Below are 19,955 nucleotides of genomic sequence, written 5' to 3'. Positions count from 1 at the left end.
CCGTCCAGTTCCGGGACGGGAGGCGATCACGGGCCCGGAGCGCGCGGGCGGGCGCGGCCCCGACGCGCGCGCCGCGCGGCGGAGGGCACCCGCCCCCCGCCGCGCGGCGGGCGGTCATCCGCGGTTCGAGCCGGCCAGGCAGGCCGGGCCGAGCAGCTCCTTGAGGTCGCCGAAGAGCGCCGGGTCGGGGTTGACCCGGTGGCGGTCGAGCCGCAGGACGGTGGTCCTGCGGGCGCCCTCGAGCCGGACCCGCACCTCGGTGCCGCCCCGGTGGTGGGTGAGGACCTCGCCGAGCCGGGCCACCAGCGGCGGGGTGACCCGCACCGTCGGGATGGAGATGACCACCGGGGCGTTGGCCGACGCCTCGGACAGGTCGGGGACGGACAGCTCCATGGCGACCAGGCGCGGCACGTCCTCCCGCTTGTCCAGGCGGCCCTTGACGAACACCACCGCGTCCTCCACGAGCTGGGTGGACACGAGCTGGTAGGTGGCGGGGAAGAACATGCAGTCGATGGAGCCCGCCAGGTCCTCCACGGTGGCGATGGCCCAGGCGTTGCCCTGCTTGGTCATCTTGCGCTGGAGGCCGGAGATGATGCCGCCGATGGTGACGATCGCGCCGTCCGGCCGCTCGTCGCCGGTGAGCGCGGCGATCGCGCAGTCCGACTTCTCGTTCAGCAGGTGCTCGATGCCGAACAGCGGGTGGTCGGAGACGTACAGGCCGAGCATCTCGCGCTCGTTGGCCAGCAGGTAGCTCTTCTCCCACTCGTCGGTGGAGAACTCCACGTCCAGGCCGAAGCCGGGGGTGTCGTCCGCGGTGTCCTCGCCGAGCCCGCCGAACAGGTCGAACTGGCCCTCGGCCTCCTTGCGCTTCACCCCGACCACGTTGTCGATCATGGGTTCGTACTTCTCGACCAGGCCCTTGCGGGTGTGCCCGAGGTCGTCGAAGGCGCCGGCCTTGATCAGCGACTCGACGGTGCGCTTGTTGCACACCACCGACTCCACCTTGTCGAGGAAGTCGGGGAAGGAGCTGTAGCGGCCCTTGGACCTGCGGGTGCGCACGACGGACTCCACCACGTTCGAGCCCACGTTCCGCACGGCGGCGAGACCGAAGCGGACCTGGTCGTCTCCCTTCGGGGTGAAGTCGGCGTCGGACTCGTTGACGTCCGGCGGCAGCACCTTGATGCCCATCCTGCGGCACTCGTTCAGGTACACCGCGGACTTGTCCTTGTCGTCGCGCACCGAGGTGAGCAGCGCGGACATGTACTCGGCGGGGTAGTTCGCCTTCAGGTAGGCGGTCCAGTAGGAGACCAGGCCGTACGCGGAGGAGTGGGCCTTGTTGAACGCGTAGCCGGCGAAGGGGACCAGCACGTCCCACACGGCCTGGATCGCCTCGTCGGAGAAGCCCTTGTCGCGGGCGCCCTTCTGGAAGTTGACGAACTCCTTCTCCAGCACCTCGGGCTTCTTCTTGCCCATGGCGCGGCGCAGCAGGTCGGCCTGGCCGAGCGAGTAGCCGGCGAGCACCTGCGCGGCCTTCTGCACCTGCTCCTGGTAGACGATCAGGCCGTAGGTGACGTCGAGGATCTCCCTCAGGGGCTCCTCGAGCTCGGGGTGGATGGGCGTGATCTCCTGCTGCCCGTTCTTGCGCAGCGCGTAGTTGATGTGGGAGTTCATGCCCATCGGGCCCGGCCGGTACAGGGCCGAGACCGCGGAGATGTCCTCGAAGTTGTCGGGCTTCATCATGCGCAGCAGGGAGCGCATGGGGCCGCCGTCGAACTGGAAGACGCCGAGGGTGTCGCCGCGGGAGAACAGCTCGTAGGTCTTCTCGTCGTCCAGCGGCAGCTCGAGGAGCTTGAGGTCGATCCCCTTGTTCTTCTTGATCAGCTTGACGGCGTCGTCCATGATCGTGAGGTTGCGCAGGCCCAGGAAGTCCATCTTCAGCAGGCCGAGCGACTCACAGGTCGGGTAGTCCCACTGGGTGATGGTGACGCCGTCGGTGTGCCTGGTCCAGGTGGGGATGTGGTCGGTCAGCGGCTCCGCGGACATGATCACGCCGGCCGCGTGGACACCGATCTGCCGGACCAGGTTCTCCAGGCCCCGGGCGGTGTCGATGACCTTCTTCACGTCCGGCTCGTTCTCGTACATCGAGCGGATCTCGCCGGCCTCGCCGTAGCGGGGGTGGCCCGGGTCGGTGATGCCGGACAGCGGGATGCCCTTGCCGAGCACGTCCGGCGGCATCGCCTTGGTGATGCGGTCGCCCATGGCGTACGGGTAGCCGAGCACCCGGGTGGCGTCCTTGATCGCGTTCTTGGCCTTGATCCGGCCGTAGGTGGCGATCATGGCGACCTTGTCGGAGCCCCACTTCTCCGTGACGTAGCGGATGACGTCGGCGCGCCCACGCTCGTCGAAGTCGACGTCGATGTCGGGCATCGACACGCGCTCGGGGTTGAGGAACCGCTCGAAGATCAGGCCGTGCTCGAGCGGGTCGAGGTCGGTGATCCGCAGCGCGTAGGCGACCAGGGAGCCCGCCGCGGAGCCGCGGCCCGGGCCCACGGCCACGCCGTTGTCCTTGGCCCACTTGATGAAGTCCGCGACGACGAGGAAGTACGCCGGGAAGCCCATCTGGCAGATGGTGTTCATCTCGTACTCGACCTGGCGGCGGTGCTCCTCGTCGTAGCCGTTCGGCCACCGCTCGTCCATGCCCTTCCACACCTCGGCGCGGAAGTACTCGTCCTCCGAGGCGTAGCCCTCCGGGACCGGGAAGCGCGGCATGAGGTTCTTGAACTCGAACATGCCGTCGGTCTCGACGCGCTGGGCGATCAGGAGCTGGCTGTTGCGGCAGCCCTCCTGCCACGCCTCCGAGGAGTCGACGGCGTACATCTCGTCCGGCGACTTCAGGTAGTAGCCGCTGCCGTCGAAGCGGAACCGGTCCGGGTCGGTGAGGGTCTTGCCGGTCTGGACGCACAGCAGCGCGTCGTGGGAGGTGGCCTCCTCGGCGTAGGTGTAGTGGCTGTCGTTGGTGACCACCGGGGGGATGCCGAGCTTCCGGCCGATCTCCAGCAGGCCGTCGCGGACCCGCTTCTCGATCTCGATGCCGTGGTCCATCAGCTCCAGGAAGTAGTTCTCCTTGCCGAAGATGTCCTGGTAGAAGGCGGCCGCCCGCAGCGCCTCCTCCTCCTGGCCGAGCCGCAGCCTGGTCTGCACCTCGCCGGACGGGCAGCCGGTGGAGGCCATCAGGCCCTCGGCGTGCTCGGCGATGATCTCCTTGTCCATCCGGGGCCACTTCACCAGCCAGCCCTCGGCGTAGGAGCGCGAGGTGAGCTTGAACAGGTTGTGCAGGCCGGTCTTGTTCCGCGCCCAGATCGTCTTGTGCAGGTAGGCGCCGGAGGCCGAGACGTCGTCGCGCTTCTGGGCCGGCGTGCCCCAGGTGACCCGCTTCTTGTTGGCCCGGGACTCTGGGGCGATGTACGCCTCGATGCCGATCACCGGGACGATGCCGGCTGCCGTGGCCTGGGAGTAGAAGTCGTGGGCGCCGTGCATGTTGCCGTGGTCGGTGATGGCGACGTGCGTCATCCCCAGCCGGGTGGCTTCCTTGAACATGTCCTTCAGCCGCGCCGCCCCGTCGAGCAGGGAGTATTCGGTGTGGACATGCAAGTGGGCGAACGGCTTGGTCACCTGGCGGCCTTCCCTGGGGACGTGCGGACGGTCCTGACCGGGGTCCGGCGGGAGGGAGCCTCCCCGGCCGGGATCCACCGTATCGGCGACAAGCCTTCCACACCGGTCTGACATCCTGCGGTCGGACCCGGTGCGGCGCCGGCCCGGCGGCGGTCGGGCCGGGCGCACGGGTACGGGCACACGGACGAGCGGAACGAGGAGGACACCCCCATGTCGATCACCTCCGGAGCCGGGAGCGCCCCGGGGCACGGTGCCCTGGAGGGGCCGCGCGCGAAGACCGTCCTCGACGTCTTCGACGCCGCCTTCGGGGAGCTGCTGGCCCGGGACCCGGCGGCGTTCCGGGTGAAGTTCCGCAAGATGGCGGCGTCGGCGTTCGCCTTCTACCGGGGCACGGCCGCCCTGTTCTACGCGGACGCGCGGGAGTCGGAGCACGGGGCGGAGTTCCTCGACGAGCGCACCCGCCGGGTGTGGATCCACGGCGACCTGCACGCGGAGAACTTCGGCACCTACATGGACTCCTCCGGCCGCCTGATCTTCAACGTCAACGACTTCGACGAGGCGTACGTCGGCCCCTACCTGTGGGACGTGCAGCGCTTCGCCGCCTCGGTGGCCCTGATCGGGTACGCCAAGGCGCTCGCCGACGAGACGATCTCGGACCTGGTGCGGGTGTACGCCGCCGCCTACCGGGAGCGGATCCGGGTGCTGGTGAACGCGGACGGCGGGCAGGGCGAGCCGCGGCCGCTGACCCTGGAGACGGCGCAGGGCCCGCTGCTGGACGCGCTGCGGCACGCCCGCACCAGGACCAGGGCCGGGTTGCTCGGGGAGATGACGGAGATCCGCGACTACGAGCGGCGCTTCACCTCCGGCGGCGGCGCGATCGAGCTGGACCCGGCGACGCGGGCGAAGGTGCTCGAGGCGTTCGAGAGGTACGTGGAGACCCTGCCCGAGCCGTCCGGACCGGTGCGCGGCGCGGGCCGGGACTTCCGGGTCAAGGACGTGGTGGGCCGCCGCGGGATCGGCATCGGCAGCGCGGGCCTGCCCAGCTACAACCTGCTGCTCGAGGGCCGCACGGACGCCCTGGAGAACGATGTGGTGATCTACATGAAGCAGGGGCAGACCCCGGCCGTGAGCCGCCACGTCACCGACCCGCGGGTGCGCGGCTACTTCCGGCACGAGGGCCACCGCACCGCGATCAGCCAGCGCGCGCTCCAGGCGCACGCCGACCCGTGGGTGGGCTGGACGGAGCTGGACGGGGTGGGGCAGCTCGTCGCCGAGGTGTCCCCGTACGCGGTGGACCTGGACTGGTCGGACATCAACGAGCCGGCCGAGATCCGCGCGGTGGTCGCCGACCTCGGCCGGGCCACCGCCACCATGCACGGCGCCGCGGACGACGAGAGCGAGCACTCCCTGGTGCCGTTCTCCACCGAGGCCGCCATCGACGCGGTGATCGGCGACCGGGACGAGGACTTCGCCGGGATGCTGGTGGACTTCGCCCACTCCTACGGTGCCCGCGCCAGGGCCGACCACCAGCTCTTCGTGGACCTGTTCCGCAACGGCCGGATCCCGGGGCTGTAGGGGCGGGCGCCCGGGGGCCGGGCGGGCGGAGCACCCTGGTCCCCGGAGGGGGCCGATGCCCGTCCCCCGACCCCCGGCGTCCATATCCCGCTCTTACGTTCGCCGTGCCACACTGGCGAACGCTATGGAGACGACGACGTGGCTGCGGACCCTCCGCGCGGCGCTGTTCACCGCGCTGTGCGTGACACTCGCCGCGTCCGCGCACGTCCTGCTCTCCCGCTCCCCGCTGCCCCTCGCCACGCTCGCCGTGGTGGCGGCCGGGGTCTTCGGCGCCGCCTTCGCCCTGGCCGGGCGGGAGCGGCGGCTGGCCCACATCGCGGCGCTGCTGGTGCCGCTGGAGCTGGCCGTGGACTGGGTCTTCACCCGCAGCCAGGACACCTGCTACGGAACCTCCGGCGGCCCGGTGCCCGGTTCGCTGCGCTCGGTGGGCGCCCTGTGCGGCGACGGCTCCTCCGTGGGCACCGTCATCGAGTTGCCCGGCGGCATGGTCCCGGCGTGGCTGCTGCTCCTCGCGCACGTCGCGGTCGGCCTGATCGCGGCGTGGTGGCTGCGCCAGGGCGAGGCGGCGGCGTTCCGGCTGCTGCGGGCCCTGGCCGCGGTGGCCGTGGCCCCGCTGCGCCTGGTCCTGTCGGTGCCCGTCACCGCGCCCGTCCCCTTCCCCGCGCGGCGCAGGCGGGACGAGCGCCCGTCGCCCACCGAGGCCGCGGTGCGGCGGTACGTGGCGCGGCGGGGTCCGCCGTGCCCGGCGCCGGCCTGGTGAGAGCACCCGCCCCGCGCACTCCCGCGCCCCGGCGGCCCGCGCCCGCGCGCACCCGCTGAGCCCCGGCGCCCAGCCGCGCGCCCTCGCGCGCCCCCCGCTCTCCACCCGGCCGGAACGCGTCCCACTCCGCATCCGACACGCGTCACGCGGCACGACACGGGTCACGCGTCACGCGCCACACAAGGGATCGATCCGCCATGGGCACGAAGAACACCCCTGGGAAGAACACCGCCGGCCGGAACACCGCCGGGAAGAACACCGCCGGAAGGAGCCCGTCCGGCAGGACCACCGCCGGGAGGAACGAGGCTCCCCGCTCCGCCCGCGAGCGGCTCCAGGCCGAGCAGGCCCGCGAGGAGCGCCACCGCAAGCTGCGCCGCCGGCTGGCGGTCACCGGCTCGGCCGTGCTGGTCCTGGCGCTGGCCGCGGGCGTCGGCGCCGCGCTGTCCGGAGCCAAGGGCGGCGGCGGCCGGGACGGCCGGGTCGCCGAGGCCGCCACCGGGCAGCCGCTGAGGATCCCCTCCGGGACGTCGGGCCCCGGCGGCACGGTGATCACCTACGGGGACCCGGCCGCCAAGGACACCCTGGCCGTCTACGAGGACCCGCGCTGCCCGTACTGCGCGATGTTCGAGCAGGCCAACGCGGACACCATCACCAGGCTCGCCGACGAGGGCAGGTTCAAGGTCGAGTACCACCTGGCCACGTTCCTCGACGACAACCTGGGCGGCAGCGGCTCCAAGCGCGCCCTGAACGCCCTGGGCGCGGCGGCGCAGGAGGGCCCGGCGAAGTTCGCGGCGTTCCACAAGGTCCTGTACGCCAACCACCCCGACGAGCGCGACGACGCCTACGCGGACACCGGCCACCTGCTCGACCTGGCCGGGAAGGTGCCGGGGCTGCGCACCCCGGAGTTCGACGCGGCCGTGCGGAACCTCACGTACATGCCCTGGGTGAAGAAGGTCTCGGACGCCTTCGACGAGAGCGGGGTCTCCGGCACCCCGACCGTCCTGCTCAACGGCAAGAAGCTGGAGGTGCTCTCCGGCGGGCGGTCGGTGACCCCGGCGCAGTTCACGGCGATGGTGGACAAGCAGCTCGGGGCGAAGTGAGGCGGTGAGGCCGCCGGGCGGTCCCGGCCGGGGCCGCCCGGCCCGCCGGGGCGCGCGCACCGCAGGCGTGCCCCGGCGAACAGCGGGCGAGCGCCCGTCCACGGGCGGTGGAAATCTTGGCCGGGGCCCTCCGCACGGCGCGGGGTCTCGCCTAGCCTGAGTGGCCGTGACGGACACGACTGACAGACCCTCAACCGCCCCGATCCCCGCCGCGCCCGGCCGCCGCACGGTCGTCAAGGCCGCCGCCGCGGGCGCCGCCGCGCTGCCGCTGGCCACCGCCGCGCGGGCGTCCGCCGCGGAGGCGCCCGCGTTCGCGCACGGCGTCGCCTCGGGCGACCCGCTGCCCGACGGCGTGGTGCTGTGGACCCGCGTCACGCCCACGCCCGACGCCGCCCCCGGCTCGGGCCGCGGGCCGCGCGCCGAGGTCGAGTGGGCCGTGGCGTCGGACGCCGGGTTCGCCCACGTGGTGGCTCGCGGCACGGTCGCGACGGGCCCGGAGTCCGACCACACCGTCAAGGTGGACGTGCGGGGCCTGGCGCCCGCCACGGACTACTGGTACCGCTTCACGGCCGCCGGGACGCACTCCCCCACCGGCCGCACCCGCACCGCGCCCGCGCGGGACGCCGCGGTGCAGCGGCTGCGCCTGGGCACGGTGTCGTGCGCCAACTGGGAGGCCGGCCACTTCTCCGCGTACCGGCACCTGACCGCGCGCGGCGACCTGGACGCGGTGCTGTTCCTCGGCGACTACATATACGAGTACAGAACGGGCGAGTACGCCGACCGCGGCACGGTGGTGCGGCCGCACCGGCCCGAGCACGAGATCGTCACGCTCGCCGACTACCGGCTGCGGCACGGCACGTACAAGACCGACCCCGAGCTCCAGGCGCTGCACGCCGCCGTGCCGGCGATAGCGATCTGGGACGACCACGAGTTCGCCGACAACGCCACGTCGCAGGACGCGGGCAACCACCAGCCCGAGGCGGAGGGCGACTGGGCGGCCCGGGTGGCGGCGGCCAAGCAGGCGTACTTCGAGTGGATGCCGGTGCGCCCGTCCGTCGCGGGCACCACCTACCGCGGGCTGCGGTACGGCCGGCTCGCCGACATCTCGCTGCTCGACCTGCGCTCGTTCCGGTCGGGGCAAGGCGGGTTCGGCGGCGGGGGTGCCGCCGGAGGCGGAGGACCGGACGACCCCGCGCGCACCATCACCGGCGACGCGCAGATGGCGTGGCTGAAGAAGCGGCTGGCGGAGTCGGACACCACGTGGCGGCTGGTCGGGAACTCGGTGATGATCTCCCCGGTGGCGTTCCTCTCCCTGCCCGCCTACCTGCTGCGGCCGCTCGCGGAGCTGCTGGGGCTGCCGCGGGAGGGCCTGGCGGTCAACACCGACCAGTGGGACGGCTACACCGCGGACCGCCGCGAGCTGCTCGACCACCTGCGCGGCAGCGGCGTGCGCAACACCGTCTTCCTCACCGGCGACATCCACACCGCCTGGGCCAACGACGTGCCGCGGGAGGCCGCCACCTACCCGCTGTCCGGCTCGGTGGCCACCGAGTTCGTGGTGCCCTCGGTGACGTCCGACAACATCGACGACATCCTCGGCGTGGAGCCGCACACCGTCTCCCCGGTGGCGGCGGCCGCGCTGCGGGCCGCCAACCGCCATGTGAAGTGGGTCGATCTGGACTCCCACGGCTACGGGGTGCTGGACGTGACGCCGCAGCGGGCGCAGATGGACTACTACGCCATCTCCGACCGGGCCGACCGCGACGCCACCAGCCGCTGGCTGCGCTCGTACCGCACGGTGACGGGCAGTCAGCGGGTGGAGCGGGCGGACGCGCCGGTCGCCTGACGCGCACGCCCCACCCGCGGGCACTCCGGCGCGGCGCCGCGCGTTGCCGGGGTGATGGACGAGGGGAAGTCGGTGCGGTGGCGGCGGGCCGGGACGCGGTCCGCCGCCGTCGTGCTGGCACTGGCCCTGCTCGCCGGGGTGGGTGTGCTGGCCAGCTGGTGGGAGGGCCTGCGGGCGCAGGTGCGGGCGCGGTCGTGGGAGCCGGAGCGGCCCGCCGGGCCGGAGCGGATCACCCCGCGGATGCGGGCGGTGCGGGACGCGGTCACCGCGGAGTTCGGCCTCACCGGCGGGTGGGGGTGCCACCGGGAGGACGGCGGGATAGCGGGCGGCGGCGAGCACCCGCTGGGCCGGGCCTGCGACTACATGGTGGCGCCGGCGGGGCGGCGCGCCACGGGCGAGGGCCACCGGCTCGGCCAACGGATCGCGTCGTGGGTGCGGGAGCACGCCGACGAGTACGGCGTGTGGTACGTCATATACGAGCAGCGCATATGGTCCAGCCGGTTCCCGCAGCGCGGCAACCGGCTGATGGAGGACCGGGGCTCGGTGACGCAGAACCACTACGACCACGTCCACATATCGGTCTACTGAGCCGCGCGCACGCCGCACGGACGCTCGGGGGAACCCGCTGTGGGCTCCGTCTCACGCGAAAGGACGCATGACGGCGCCCGCAGCGGCAAGCCTTACCCGAATGACGGACAGCCTGCTGCGCCCCGCGATAGCCGCGGGCATCGCACTCGTGCTCACCCTGGTCGTGGGCTGGGTGGCCGACCGCTCACTGCGGCGGGTTGCGGCGAGACACCCGCGCACCCCGCTGTGGCCGCTCCTGCGCCGCTGCCGCCTGCCCTTGCAGCTCACCGTGGTCACCGGCACGCTGACCGCGTCCCAGCCGACCGCCGACCTCACGCCGAACCACCAGAGCGTGGTGCAGCACGCCCTGCTGCTGGTCACCATAGGGTCCACGGCCTGGCTGATCTCGCGGGTGCTCACCGCGGTGGTGGAGCCGACCATCACCCGCTACGCGGCGGTCAGCCGTGACTACGCGCGGGTGCGCCGGGTGCGCACCCAGGCCACGCTGATCCGGCGCGTGCTCAACGCCAGCGTCACCGTGCTGGCGCTGGCGATCATGCTGATGACGTTCCCGCAGGCCCGCACCGCGGGGACCAGCATGCTCGCGTCGGCGGGCGTGCTCGGCATCGTCATCGGCATCGGCGCCCAGTCCACGCTGGGCAACGTCTTCGCCGGGATGCAGATCGCGCTCGACGACTCGGTGCGCATCGGCGACGTGGTCGTCTACAACGGCGAGTGGGGGACCATCGAGGAGATCACCCTCACCTACGTGGTGCTGCTCACCTGGGACGAGCGCCGCATCGTGATGCCGGTGTCGAAGTTCGCCGGGGAGTCGTTCGAGAACTGGTCCCGCCGCGACCCGCGGATGACCGGCACGGTCTTCCTGCACCTGGACCACCGCGCACCCGTCGACGAGCTGCGGGCGGAGCTGCGCCGGATCGTGGAGGCGTCGGCGTTCTGGGACGGCCGCGCCCAGGCGCTCCAGGTCACCGACAGCACCCCGTCCACGATCCTGCTGCGGGCGCTGATGACGGCGAAGGACGCCGAGGCGCTGTGGGAGCTGCGCTGCGAGGTCCGCGAGAAGCTGATCGCCCACATCGCCGAGCACCACCCGTACGCGCTGCCGAGGATCACCACCGGCCCGGCCGCCGCCCCGGGGGCCGCCGACCCCGCCGCGGATCCGGCCGCCGCCCTGCGGGCCGCCGGGGACGGGGCCGCGCAGGGCCCGGGGGACGGCTCCCCCGGGCTGCGCAGGCTCACAGACCCCCGAGGAAAGACAGGGCGGCAGCCCATGCCCGGCCAGCGGCGTGCTCGTCCCAGTCGGGAAGATCCGGATCGGTGAACAGGTGGCCGGCCCCGCGGTAGCGGTGCACCTCCACGTCGGCCCCGGCCCGCCGCATCCGCAGGTACCAGGCGTTCAGCCAGTCCTCCGACTCGAACGGGTCGGGCTCGGCCACGTGCAGTTGCACGGGCAGCCCGGTGGCGGCGTCCTCCGGCAGGTCCGAGGTGCCGTGGAACAGCAGCAGCCCTCCGGCCTCGGTGTCGGCCAGGGCCAGGTTCTGCGCGATCGCGCCGCCCAGGGAGAAGCCCGCGTAGACCAGCCCGCCCGCCGAGTGCGGCGCCGCCGCGGCGACCGCGCGCCGCAGCAGCTCGTCACGGCCGATCTCCTCGCTGATCCGCATGCCCTCCTCGACGGTGTCCACGACCTGCCCGTCGTACAGGTCGGGGGCGTGCACCTCGTGCCCCGCCTCCCGCAGCATCTCCGCCGCCGCCCGCACCGCGGGCCGCTGCCCGTACGCCGAGTGGAAAAGCACCAACCGTGCCACGTCTGCTCCAGCCTGAAGTAGGAAGTCCTGCCTGTGGTTCGCCTTCGGCCCGCGCCCCGCCCCGGCCGGGAGGCGCGCGCGGGCCGCCGTTCCGCTCCCGGCCCCGGCGGAGGGGGCCGCCCCATCCTTCCAGCGGGCCGGGCCCGCCTCACCCTCCCCCGGCCCGCATGCTGCGCACGTCCAGGCGGTGCAGCACCCGGTCGGCCAACTGGGGGTCGCCGCCCGACTCGGTGCGGGCCGCCAGCAGCTCGGCCCTGGCCGCGGACAGCATCCGCGCCTCCACCTCCTTCATCCGCCGCATCCGCTCGGCGCGCCTGCTGACGGCCTCGCGCTGCTCCTCCTCCCACGCGTCCGGGCTGAGCCTGCCCAGCAGGTCGAAGTTCCGCGCCCGCAGCCGCTCGGAGAGCTCCTCGGGCAGGTCCTCGGCCTCCTCGATCTCCCGCAGCCGCCGCAGCGCCGCCTTGGTGGCCCGCACCGCCAGGTCGTGCTCGGTCCTGGCCTCCCGCTCCTCGCCCGCGTCCAGGCGCAGCCGCCGGGACAGCCAGGGCAGGGTCAGCCCCTGCACGACCAGGGTGGCCAGGACGACGGCGAACGCGATGAACACCAGCGTGTCCCGGCCGGGGAAGGGCCCGCCGTCGTCGGTGTGCTGGGGCAGGGCCAGCACCAGCGCCACGGACACCACGCCGCGCAGCCCGGCCCACCACATCAGCACGGTCTCCCGCCAGCCGCCCGGGGTCTCCTCGTCCACGTCCTCGCGCCGGTGCAGCCGGTTGGTCACCCACACGGCGGGCAGCAGCCACAGCAGCCGCACGCCGACCACGACGGCCAGCACGATCGCGGCGTCCGCGGCGAGCTCGCCCCACCGGCCCTCGGCGCGGTCCAGCACATGGTGCAACTCCAGGCCGATCAGCGCGAACGCCACCCCGGTGACCAGCAGGTCCACGATCTCCCAGAAGGTGTGCCCGGCCAGCCGCCGGGTGACGTCGTCGGCGCCCATCGCGTACTCGGACAGGAACAGCCCGGTGGTGAGCACCGCCAGCACCCCTGAGCCGTGCAGCTCCTCGGCGACGGCGTAGGAGACGAACGGCACCAGCAGGGTCAGCGCGATCTGGAGCGCGGCGTCGCCGAGCAGCCCCATCAGCCGGTGCGCCACCCAGCCCGTCACCAGGCCCACCGCCGCGGCGACCACCGCGGACAGCAGCAGCTCCCCGAGGGCGGCGGGCAGCGAGAAGGTCCCGGCGACGGCGGCGGTGACCGCGACGTTGTACAGCACGATCGCCGTGACGTCGTTGAACAGGCCCTCCCCCTCCAGGATGGACACCAGGCGGCGCGGCAGCCGCAGCCGGCCCGCGACCGCCGTGGCCGCCACCGGGTCGGGCGGGGCCACCAGCGCGCCCAGCACCACGGCCGCGGCCAGCGGCAGCCCCGGCACCACGGCGGACACCACGGCCGCCACCGCGGCGGTGGTCACGCCGACCAGGGCCACCGCGAGCAGCAGGATCGGCCGCACATTGGCCATGAACTGCCGCCATGTGGTGCGGCGCACCGCCGCGTACAGCAGCGGCGGCAGCACCAGGGGCAGGATCAGGTCGGGCGGGATCTCGGTGTTCGGGACGAACGGCAGCAGGGCGAGCACCGAGCCGAACAGGGTCATCAGCACCGGCGACGGCAGCCCGAACCGCTCCGCCAGCGGCACCACGACGATGGCGGCCAGCAGGACGATGAGCAGGAGGGAGAGCTGTTCCACGCAGGGCGGCTGCCCGGAAACCGACCATCCTATGATCGGAATACTTGACCCGGCGCGGTCGGCGCGATCCCGGGCCGCCCCCGCGGGCTCAGCTCAGGGCCCGCCGCATCACCCGGTGCCGGATGCCCGTGCCGTCGTCGAACAGCGGCCCGGACGCGGTGTAGCCGAGCCGCTCGTAGAACGGCACCACCTGCGCCTGCGCCTCCAGGTACACCCCGGTGAGGCCGCGCCGCCGGGCCTGTTCCTCCAGCGCCCGCACCAGCGCGGCGCCGAGCCCGGTGCCGCGTTCGCGCGCCAGCACGGCCAGGCGGCCGAGCACCGCCTCGTCCCGCCGCCCGCCGTTCTTGGTGGCGGCCACGTCACCGGTCAGCATCCGCACCGTGCCGACGGGCCCGTCCGGGCCCTCGGCCAGCAGGTGGACGGTGCCGCACTCGGGCCCGTCGTACGCGTCCCACTCCAGCTCGGCCGCGATGCCCTGCTCCCGGACGAAGACCCGCTCGCGCACCTCGTGCACCGCCGCCAAGTCGGCGGCGTCCGCGACGCGGACCTTCCACCGCGGCGCGCTCCCCGCCGGCTCAGGCACTGTCCGCCCGCACCTTCTCCAGCGCGCCCGCCAGGTCGTCCGGGTAGTCGCTGGTGAACTCCGCCCAGCGGCCGTCGCCCGGGTGCGTGAAGCCGAGCCGCACCGCGTGCAGCCACTGCCGGGAGACCCCGAGCCGCTTGGCGAGGGTGGGGTCGGCGCCGTAGGTCAGGTCGCCGACGCAGGGGTGGCGCAGCGCGGACATGTGCACCCGGATCTGGTGGGTGCGGCCGGTCTCCAGCTTGATGTCGAGCAGGCTGGCGGCCCGGAACGCCTCGATGGCGTCGTAGTGGGTGACGCTGGGGCGGCCGTCGGCCACGACCGCCCACTTGTAGTCGTGGGTGGGGTGGCGGTCGATGGGCGCGTCCACGGTGCCGCGCATCGGGTCGGGGTGGCCCTGCACCAGGGCGTGGTAGCGCTTGTCCACGGTGCGCTCGCGGAACTGCTGCTTCAGCTCCGAGTAGGCGGTCTCCGACTTGGCGACGACCATCAGCCCGGAGGTGCCGACGTCCAGGCGGTGCACGATGCCCTGGCGCTCGGCGGCGCCGGAGGTGGAGACGCGGAAGCCCGCGGCGGCGAGCCCGCCGATCACGGTGGGCCCGTGCCAGCCGGGGCTGGGGTGGGCGGCGACGCCGACCGGCTTGTCCACGACCACCACGTGGTCGTCGTCGTGCACGATCCGCAGGCCGGGCACGGGCTCCGCGACGACCTGCACGGGCGCGGGCGGCGGCGGCAGCTCGACCTCCAGCCAGGCCCCGGCGTGCACCCGGTCGGACTTGGCCGCCGCGGCGCCGTCGAGGAGCACCTTGCCCGAGGCGGCCAGCTCGGCCGCCTTGGTCCGAGAGAAGCCGAACATGCGTGCGAGCGCGGCGTCGATGCGCTCGCCCTCGAGGCCGTCGGGTACGGGCAGGGTGCGGGTCTGCGGAAGCGTGCTCACCCCGTCGAGTATGCCAAGTCCCGGAGGCGGCTCGCGCCGCGCGGGCACGGGGCCGCGCCCCGCACCCCCGCACAGCGCCCGGAGCGGGGCCGCGCCCCGCGGGCCCGGCGCCTCAGTCCTTGTGGACGGTTCCGTCCGGGGACAGGCCGCGGAAGGACAGCACCACGATCAGCACGCCGCCGCACACGATCGCCGAGTCGGCCAGGTTGAAGACCGCGAAGTGGGCCGGGGCGATGAAGTCCACCACCTCGCCGCGGAAGATCCCGGGCGAGCGGAAGACGCGGTCCGTCAGGTTGCCCAACGCCCCGCCGAGCAGCAGCCCGAGCGCGACCGCCCACGGCAGGCTGTGCAGCTTGCGGGCGATCCGGGCGATCACCCCGATCACGATGGTGGCGATGAGGGTGAGGACGATCGTGAGCGCCTCGCCGATGCCGAAGGCGGCGCCCGCGTTGCGCACCACCTCGAACTTCAGCCAGTCGCCGACGATCTCGATGGCCGGCTCGTGCTCCAGCTCCGCCACCACGACCAGCTTGGTCACCAGGTCCAGCGCGTAGGCCAGCGCCGCCACGCCGAGCAGCACCGCGACGCGCCTGGGCCCGCGCGCGGCCGCGTCCCCGGCGCGTTCGCCGTCGTCGCCGTGCTCGTCCCGCTCGCCCTGCGCCGCGTCCTGCACGTCCTGTGCGTCCTTCGCCACGTGAGTCCTTGAAGCCCGCTGCCCCGCGATCCGGCCGGCGATCCCCGCCCGTCCCGGGTCGCACCCGACGAGCACGAGAGTACGGCACACACGTCCGAACGAGGTCAGCGGCGCTCCTGCCGCTGCTTGCACTCCACGCACAGCGTCGCCCGGGGGAACGCCTGGAGCCTGGCCTTGCCGATCGGGTTGCCGCAGGACTCGCAGTAGCCGTAGCGGCCGGTGTCCAGCCGGTCCAGGGCGTGCTCGGACTGGGCGAGCATCTCGCGGGCGTTGTTGGCCAGCGCCATCTCGTGCTCGCGGGAGATGTTCTTGGTGCCGGTGTCGGCGTCGTCCTCGCCCGCGCCGCCCGCCGAGTCCCGCATCAGGCCGGAGATGGACCGCTCGGCGAGGACGATCTCCTGCTTCAGCCGCGCGGTGTCCTCCAGCAGCCCGGAGCGCAGCTCGTCCACCTCCGCCTCGGTCCACTCGTCCTCGCCGCCGCGCACCGGCAGGTCGCCGGGCTCGATCGGCCCCGCGCCCCTGGCCTTGGGCACCCCGCCGGCCGTGGGAGCCGCAGTCTCAACCGCCGTCGCCTTCTTCTTCGCCGCCACCGGCCTGGCTCCCGTCGTCGCAGTCGTCTCGATGCCCGCGTCCCGGGACCGCCCGGGACCCTCGCCCCCCGGGGGCGCGTCCTCGCCGGGGGCGGGCCGTTCCTTCCCCGCCGCGGTCCGTTCATGCGCGTCGGCGGGGCGCGCCCGGCCGCCGTTCCCCGCCGCCTTCGCCTCCTGGGGCGCGTCCCCGGCTCCCCCGTCAGCCGTGCTCCCGCCCGCCGCGTCCTCGCCTGCCGTGCCCACGGCGGCGCCCGCCGCCCCGCCGTCCGCCGGGTTGGTGTCCATCGCCGCGGTCCTTTCACATATTGTGATCTTGCTCGTGAATCGTGCCGGAACGATAAATCGACCCCACTCCCGCGGCAACGGGGCGCGCCGCCCGCGCCACCCGCCCAGCCCTACGGCACGCGGGGCGGACGGCCTGCCTGGTTTGTGCCCATCCGTCGTCCGGGTAATCCCGGCCCCGGGCGGGCGGAGGTCCCGCTCCGCGCCGTCCGCGCAACCCCGCGACCGGCGAATACCCGGAGCGCGGCGTCCCCGCCGCCCCGTACACTGGGGACCGCGAAAGGCGTGGATGGGGAGGAGTAGCGCCGCACGCAGCCATGAGCGACCCGGGGACGGTGGAAGCCCGGGGGCGTGCGCGGTGTGAAGATCACCCCGGAGCCGCCGGAGGAAAACCCCGCGGGCATCCCCCGCACGGGCGAGTAGAACCGGCTTCGCGCAGCGAATGAGGGGGTCAGGGGCGGATCAGCGGCCCGTGGCCAAGGAGGGTGGTACCGCGGGACCGCCCGCGCCCGGCGGACGGCTCCGCGGGGGCGCGGCGGGATCGTCCCTCCGACGGACGAAGAGAACGACACACGTGAACTGTCCGCCGGAGGTCGCCGACGATGACGCAGTACCGCCAGGTCCCCGCCCAGGTGGACCTGCCCGCGCTGGAGCACGAGGTGCTCGCGTTCTGGCAGGAGAACAAGGTCTTCGCCCGCTCCGTAGAGCTCAGCGAGGGCCGCCCCGAGTGGGTGTTCTACGAGGGCCCGCCCACCGCCAACGGCATGCCGGGCGCCCACCACATCGAGGCCCGGGTCTTCAAGGACGTCTTCCCCCGCTTCCAGACGATGCGCGGCCGCCACGTCGCCCGCAAGGCGGGCTGGGACTGCCACGGCCTGCCGGTGGAGCTGGCCGTGGAGAAGGAGCTCGGCTTCTCCGGCAAGCAGGACATCGAGCGGTACGGCATCGCCGAGTTCAACGCCAGGTGCCGCGAGTCCGTGCTGCGCCACGTGGGCGCCTTCGCCGAGCTCACCCGCCGCATGGGCTACTGGGTGGACATGGACCAGGCGTACCGGACCATGGACCCGGAGTACGTCGACTCCGTGTGGTGGTCGCTGAAGGAGATCTTCGGCAAGGGCCTGCTGGTCCAGGACCACCGCGTCGCCCCCTGGTGCCCCCGCTGCGGCACCGGCCTGTCCGACCACGAGCTCGCGCAGGGCTACGAGACCGTGGTGGACCCGTCGGTGTTCGTCCGCTTCCCGCTCACCTCGGGCCCGCTCGCCGGGCGGGCGTCGCTGCTGGTGTGGACGACGACCCCGTGGACGCTGGTGTCCAACACGGCCGTCGCCGCCCACCCGGAGGTCACCTACGTCGTCGCCACCGACGGCGCCGAGCGCCTCGTCGTCGCCGAGCCGCTGCTGGACAAGGCCCTCGGCGAGGGCTGGACCGCCACCGGCGAGTCCTTCACCGGCGCCGAGATGGAGCGCTGGAACTACCGCCGCCCGTTCGACCTGGTCCCGCTGGACGGGGCACACTTCGTGGTGAACGCCGCCTACGTCACCACCGAGGACGGCACCGGCCTGGTGCACCAGGCCCCCGCGTTCGGCGAGGACGACCTGCGCACCTGCCGGGCGTACGGCCTGCCGGTGGTCAACCCGGTCCGCGCCGACGGCACCTTCGAGGAGGGCCTCGGCCTGGTCGGCGGGCAGTTCTTCAAGAAGGCCGACGAGCACCTCGTGGCCGACCTCGACGCCCGCGGACTGCTGTTCCGGCATGTGCCGTACGAGCACAGCTACCCGCACTGCTGGCGCTGCCACACCGCGCTGCTGTACTACGCGCAGCCGTCCTGGTACATCCGCACCACCGCGGTGAAGGACGCGCTGCTGCGGGAGAACGAGCGCACCAACTGGTTCCCGGAGACCGTCAAGCACGGCCGCTACGGCGACTGGCTGAACAACAACATCGACTGGGCGCTGTCCCGCAACCGCTACTGGGGCACCCCGCTGCCGCTGTGGCGGTGCGAGGAGGGCCACCTGACCTGCGTCGGCTCCCGCGCCGAGCTGTCACGACTGGCCGGGCGCGACGTGTCCGGCATCGACCCGCACCGGCCCCACATCGACGAGGTGACCCTCCCCTGCCCCGCGGACGGCTGCGCGCTGACCGCGACCCGGGTGCCCGAGGTCATCGACGCCTGGTACGACTCCGGCGCCATGCCGTTCGCCCAGTGGGGCTACCCGTACCGCAACAAGGACGTCTTCGAGCGGTCCTACCCGGCGCAGTTCATCTCGGAGGCCATCGACCAGACCCGCGGCTGGTTCTACACGCTCATGGCCATCGGCACCCTGGTGTTCGACCGGTCCTCCTACGAGAACGTGGTGTGCCTCGGCCACATCCTCGCCGAGGACGGCCGCAAGATGTCCAAGCACCTGGGGAACATCCTGGAGCCCATCCCGCTGATGGACCGCCACGGCGCCGACGCGGTGCGGTGGTTCATGGCCGCGGGCGGCTCGCCGTGGGCGGCCCGCCGGGTCGGCCACACCACCATCCAGGAGGTCGTCCGCAAGGTCCTGCTGACCTACTGGAACACCGTCGCCTTCCAGGCCCTGTACGCGCGCACCTCCGGCTGGGCGCCGTCCGCGGCCGACCCGGCGCCCGCGGACCGGCCGGTGCTGGACCGCTGGCTGCTGTCGGAGCTGAACACCGCGGTCGCCGAGGTGACCGCCGCGCTGGAGGCGTTCGACACCCAGCGGGCGGGCAAGCTGCTGTCCGCGTTCGTCGACGACCTGTCCAACTGGTACGTGCGCCGCTCCCGCCGCCGCTTCTGGCAGGGCGAGCCCGCGGCCCTGGCCACGCTGCACGAGGTGCTGGAGACCGTCACCCGGCTGATGGCCCCGCTGACGCCGTTCATCACCGAGCGGGTCTGGCAGGACCTGGTGCGCCCGGTCACCCCGGACGCGCCCGACTCGGTGCACCTGGCCACGTGGCCCGAGGCCGACCGGTCGCTGATCTCCCCGGAGCTGTCCCGGGACATGGCGCTGGTGCGGCGCCTGGTGGAGCTCGGCCGGGCCACCCGCGCCGACTCCGGGGTCAAGACCCGCCAGCCGCTGAGCCGGGCGCTGATCGCCGCGTCCGGGTTCGAGGGCCTGGGCCCCGAGCTGCGGGCGCAGATCGCCGACGAGCTGAACGTGGCCGAGCTGGCCTCGCTGTCCGAGGTCGGCGGGTCGCTGGTGGACACCTCCGCCAAGGCGAACTTCCGGGCGCTGGGCAAGCGGTTCGGGAAGGGCACGCAGCCGGTCGCCAAGGCCATCGCCGCGGCGGACGCGGTGGCGCTGTCGGCATCGCTGCGGGCGTCGGGCGCCGCGGTGGTCGAGGTGGACGGGGAGGCCGTCACGCTCTCCCCGGAGGAGGTCGTCGTCACCGAGACCCCGCGCGAGGGGTGGGCGGTGGCCAACGAGTCCGGGGCCACCGTCGCGCTGGACCTGCACATCACGCCCGAGCTGCGGCGGGCCGGCCTGGCCCGGGACGCGGTGCGGCTGATCCAGGAGGCCCGCAAGACCAGCGGGCTCGACGTGGCGGACCGGATCGCGCTGCGCTGGCAGGCCGGGGCGGAGGAGACCGCCGAGGCGCTGACCGAGCACGCGGGCCTGGTCGCGGAGGAGGTCCTCGCGGTGGACTTCGCCCGCGGCGAGGGCGAGGACGGCTTCGGGGAGGCGTTCACGGACGAGGGCCTGGGGCTGCGGTTCCGGCTGCGCAAGGCGTAGCGGGTCGCGCGGGGGCGCGGGGCGAGAGCCCGCGCCCCC

Annotated in this window: 14 protein-coding genes; 7 read left to right on the top strand and 7 right to left on the bottom strand. The window is 73.5% G+C overall.

Annotation, left to right across the window (positions count from 1 at the left end; all coding sequences use genetic code 11):
- Positions 1–114: 114 nt before the first annotated feature.
- Positions 115–3,672 (bottom strand): DNA polymerase III subunit alpha, encoded by a 3,558-nt coding sequence (gene dnaE / locus ACYVO2_RS22845; protein ID WP_461009807.1) that lies wholly within the window; start codon positions 3,670–3,672, stop codon positions 115–117.
- Between the two features lie 210 nt (positions 3,673–3,882).
- On the opposite strand from dnaE, the gene ACYVO2_RS22840 reads away from it, so the two are divergent.
- The 6 genes from ACYVO2_RS22840 to ACYVO2_RS22815 all read left to right on the top strand — a co-directional run bounded on the left by ACYVO2_RS22840 (position 3,883) and on the right by ACYVO2_RS22815 (position 10,862).
- Positions 3,883–5,247: a DUF2252 domain-containing protein gene (locus tag ACYVO2_RS22840; RefSeq protein ID WP_461009806.1), complete on the top strand. Its 1,365-nt coding sequence runs from the start codon at positions 3,883–3,885 to the stop codon at positions 5,245–5,247.
- Positions 5,248–5,371: 124 nt separating this feature from the next.
- Entirely contained in the window at positions 5,372–6,007 is a 636-nt protein-coding gene (locus tag ACYVO2_RS22835; protein WP_461009805.1) for a hypothetical protein, read from the top strand.
- A 197-nt stretch (positions 6,008–6,204) separates the two neighbouring features.
- Positions 6,205–7,107: a thioredoxin domain-containing protein gene (locus ACYVO2_RS22830; protein WP_461009804.1), complete on the top strand. Its 903-nt coding sequence runs from the start codon at positions 6,205–6,207 to the stop codon at positions 7,105–7,107.
- A 166-nt stretch (positions 7,108–7,273) separates the two neighbouring features.
- The gene (locus ACYVO2_RS22825; protein ID WP_461009803.1) at positions 7,274–8,953 is read left to right on the top strand and encodes an alkaline phosphatase D family protein; all 1,680 of its coding nucleotides are present in this window, start codon (positions 7,274–7,276) and stop codon (positions 8,951–8,953) included.
- 54 nt (positions 8,954–9,007) lie between these two features.
- Positions 9,008–9,541 carry a hypothetical protein gene (locus tag ACYVO2_RS22820; RefSeq protein ID WP_461009802.1) on the top strand — a complete coding sequence of 178 codons (534 nt, stop codon included), beginning with the start codon at positions 9,008–9,010 and terminating at the stop codon, positions 9,539–9,541.
- Positions 9,542–9,641: 100 nt separating this feature from the next.
- Entirely contained in the window at positions 9,642–10,862 is a 1,221-nt protein-coding gene (locus ACYVO2_RS22815; protein WP_461009801.1) for a mechanosensitive ion channel family protein, read from the top strand.
- Here the strand turns inward: ACYVO2_RS22815 and ACYVO2_RS22810 are convergent.
- The 6 genes from ACYVO2_RS22810 to ACYVO2_RS22785 all read right to left on the bottom strand — a co-directional run bounded on the left by ACYVO2_RS22810 (position 10,777) and on the right by ACYVO2_RS22785 (position 16,179).
- Positions 10,777–11,346: a dienelactone hydrolase family protein gene (locus ACYVO2_RS22810; RefSeq protein ID WP_461009800.1), complete on the bottom strand. Its 570-nt coding sequence runs from the start codon at positions 11,344–11,346 to the stop codon at positions 10,777–10,779. The genes ACYVO2_RS22815 and ACYVO2_RS22810 overlap by 86 nt on opposite strands.
- A 148-nt stretch (positions 11,347–11,494) precedes the next feature.
- Positions 11,495–13,093: a Na+/H+ antiporter gene (locus tag ACYVO2_RS22805; RefSeq protein ID WP_461009799.1), complete on the bottom strand. Its 1,599-nt coding sequence runs from the start codon at positions 13,091–13,093 to the stop codon at positions 11,495–11,497.
- Between the two features lie 88 nt (positions 13,094–13,181).
- Positions 13,182–13,676, bottom strand: a complete 495-nt coding sequence (locus ACYVO2_RS22800) for a GNAT family N-acetyltransferase (protein ID WP_461009798.1) — start codon at positions 13,674–13,676, stop codon at positions 13,182–13,184.
- Entirely contained in the window at positions 13,669–14,610 is a 942-nt protein-coding gene (locus ACYVO2_RS22795; RefSeq protein ID WP_461009797.1) for an RluA family pseudouridine synthase, read from the bottom strand. The genes ACYVO2_RS22800 and ACYVO2_RS22795 overlap by 8 nt, the downstream gene beginning before the upstream one ends.
- 112 nt (positions 14,611–14,722) lie before the next feature.
- Positions 14,723–15,304 (bottom strand): signal peptidase II, encoded by a 582-nt coding sequence (lspA, locus tag ACYVO2_RS22790; protein WP_461009796.1) that lies wholly within the window; start codon positions 15,302–15,304, stop codon positions 14,723–14,725.
- Positions 15,305–15,408: 104 nt separating this feature from the next.
- Complete coding sequence (locus tag ACYVO2_RS22785) at positions 15,409–16,179, bottom strand: TraR/DksA family transcriptional regulator (protein ID WP_461009795.1); 771 nt, start codon at positions 16,177–16,179, stop codon at positions 15,409–15,411.
- Positions 16,180–16,778: 599 nt separating this feature from the next.
- Here ACYVO2_RS22785 and ileS point away from each other — a divergent pair.
- Positions 16,779–19,916: an isoleucine--tRNA ligase gene (ileS, locus tag ACYVO2_RS22780; RefSeq protein ID WP_461009794.1), complete on the top strand. Its 3,138-nt coding sequence runs from the start codon at positions 16,779–16,781 to the stop codon at positions 19,914–19,916.
- The last annotated feature ends 39 nt before the right edge of the window (positions 19,917–19,955 follow it).

The sequence above is a fragment of the Streptomyces capparidis genome, from assembly GCF_054782095.1.
Note: the sequence above shows the minus strand (reverse complement) of the source record. Positions and strands in the feature narration are given on the sequence as shown.

What these genes read in the sequence shown, in the direction of transcription:
- ACYVO2_RS22820 (WP_461009802.1), top strand. Translation starts at nt 9,008, where the DNA reads ATGGACGAGGGGAAGTCGGTGCGGTGGCGGCGGGCCGGGACGCGGTCC.
- ACYVO2_RS22835 (WP_461009805.1), top strand. Translation starts at nt 5,372, where the DNA reads ATGGAGACGACGACGTGGCTGCGGACCCTCCGCGCGGCGCTGTTCACC.
- ACYVO2_RS22840 (WP_461009806.1), top strand. Translation starts at nt 3,883, where the DNA reads ATGTCGATCACCTCCGGAGCCGGGAGCGCCCCGGGGCACGGTGCCCTG.
- ACYVO2_RS22830 (WP_461009804.1), top strand. Translation starts at nt 6,205, where the DNA reads ATGGGCACGAAGAACACCCCTGGGAAGAACACCGCCGGCCGGAACACC.
- ileS (WP_461009794.1), top strand. Translation starts at nt 16,779, where the DNA reads ATGACGCAGTACCGCCAGGTCCCCGCCCAGGTGGACCTGCCCGCGCTG.
- ACYVO2_RS22785 (WP_461009795.1), bottom strand. Translation starts at nt 16,179, where the DNA reads ATGGACACCAACCCGGCGGACGGCGGGGCGGCGGGCGCCGCCGTGGGC.
- ACYVO2_RS22815 (WP_461009801.1), top strand. Translation starts at nt 9,642, where the DNA reads ATGACGGACAGCCTGCTGCGCCCCGCGATAGCCGCGGGCATCGCACTC.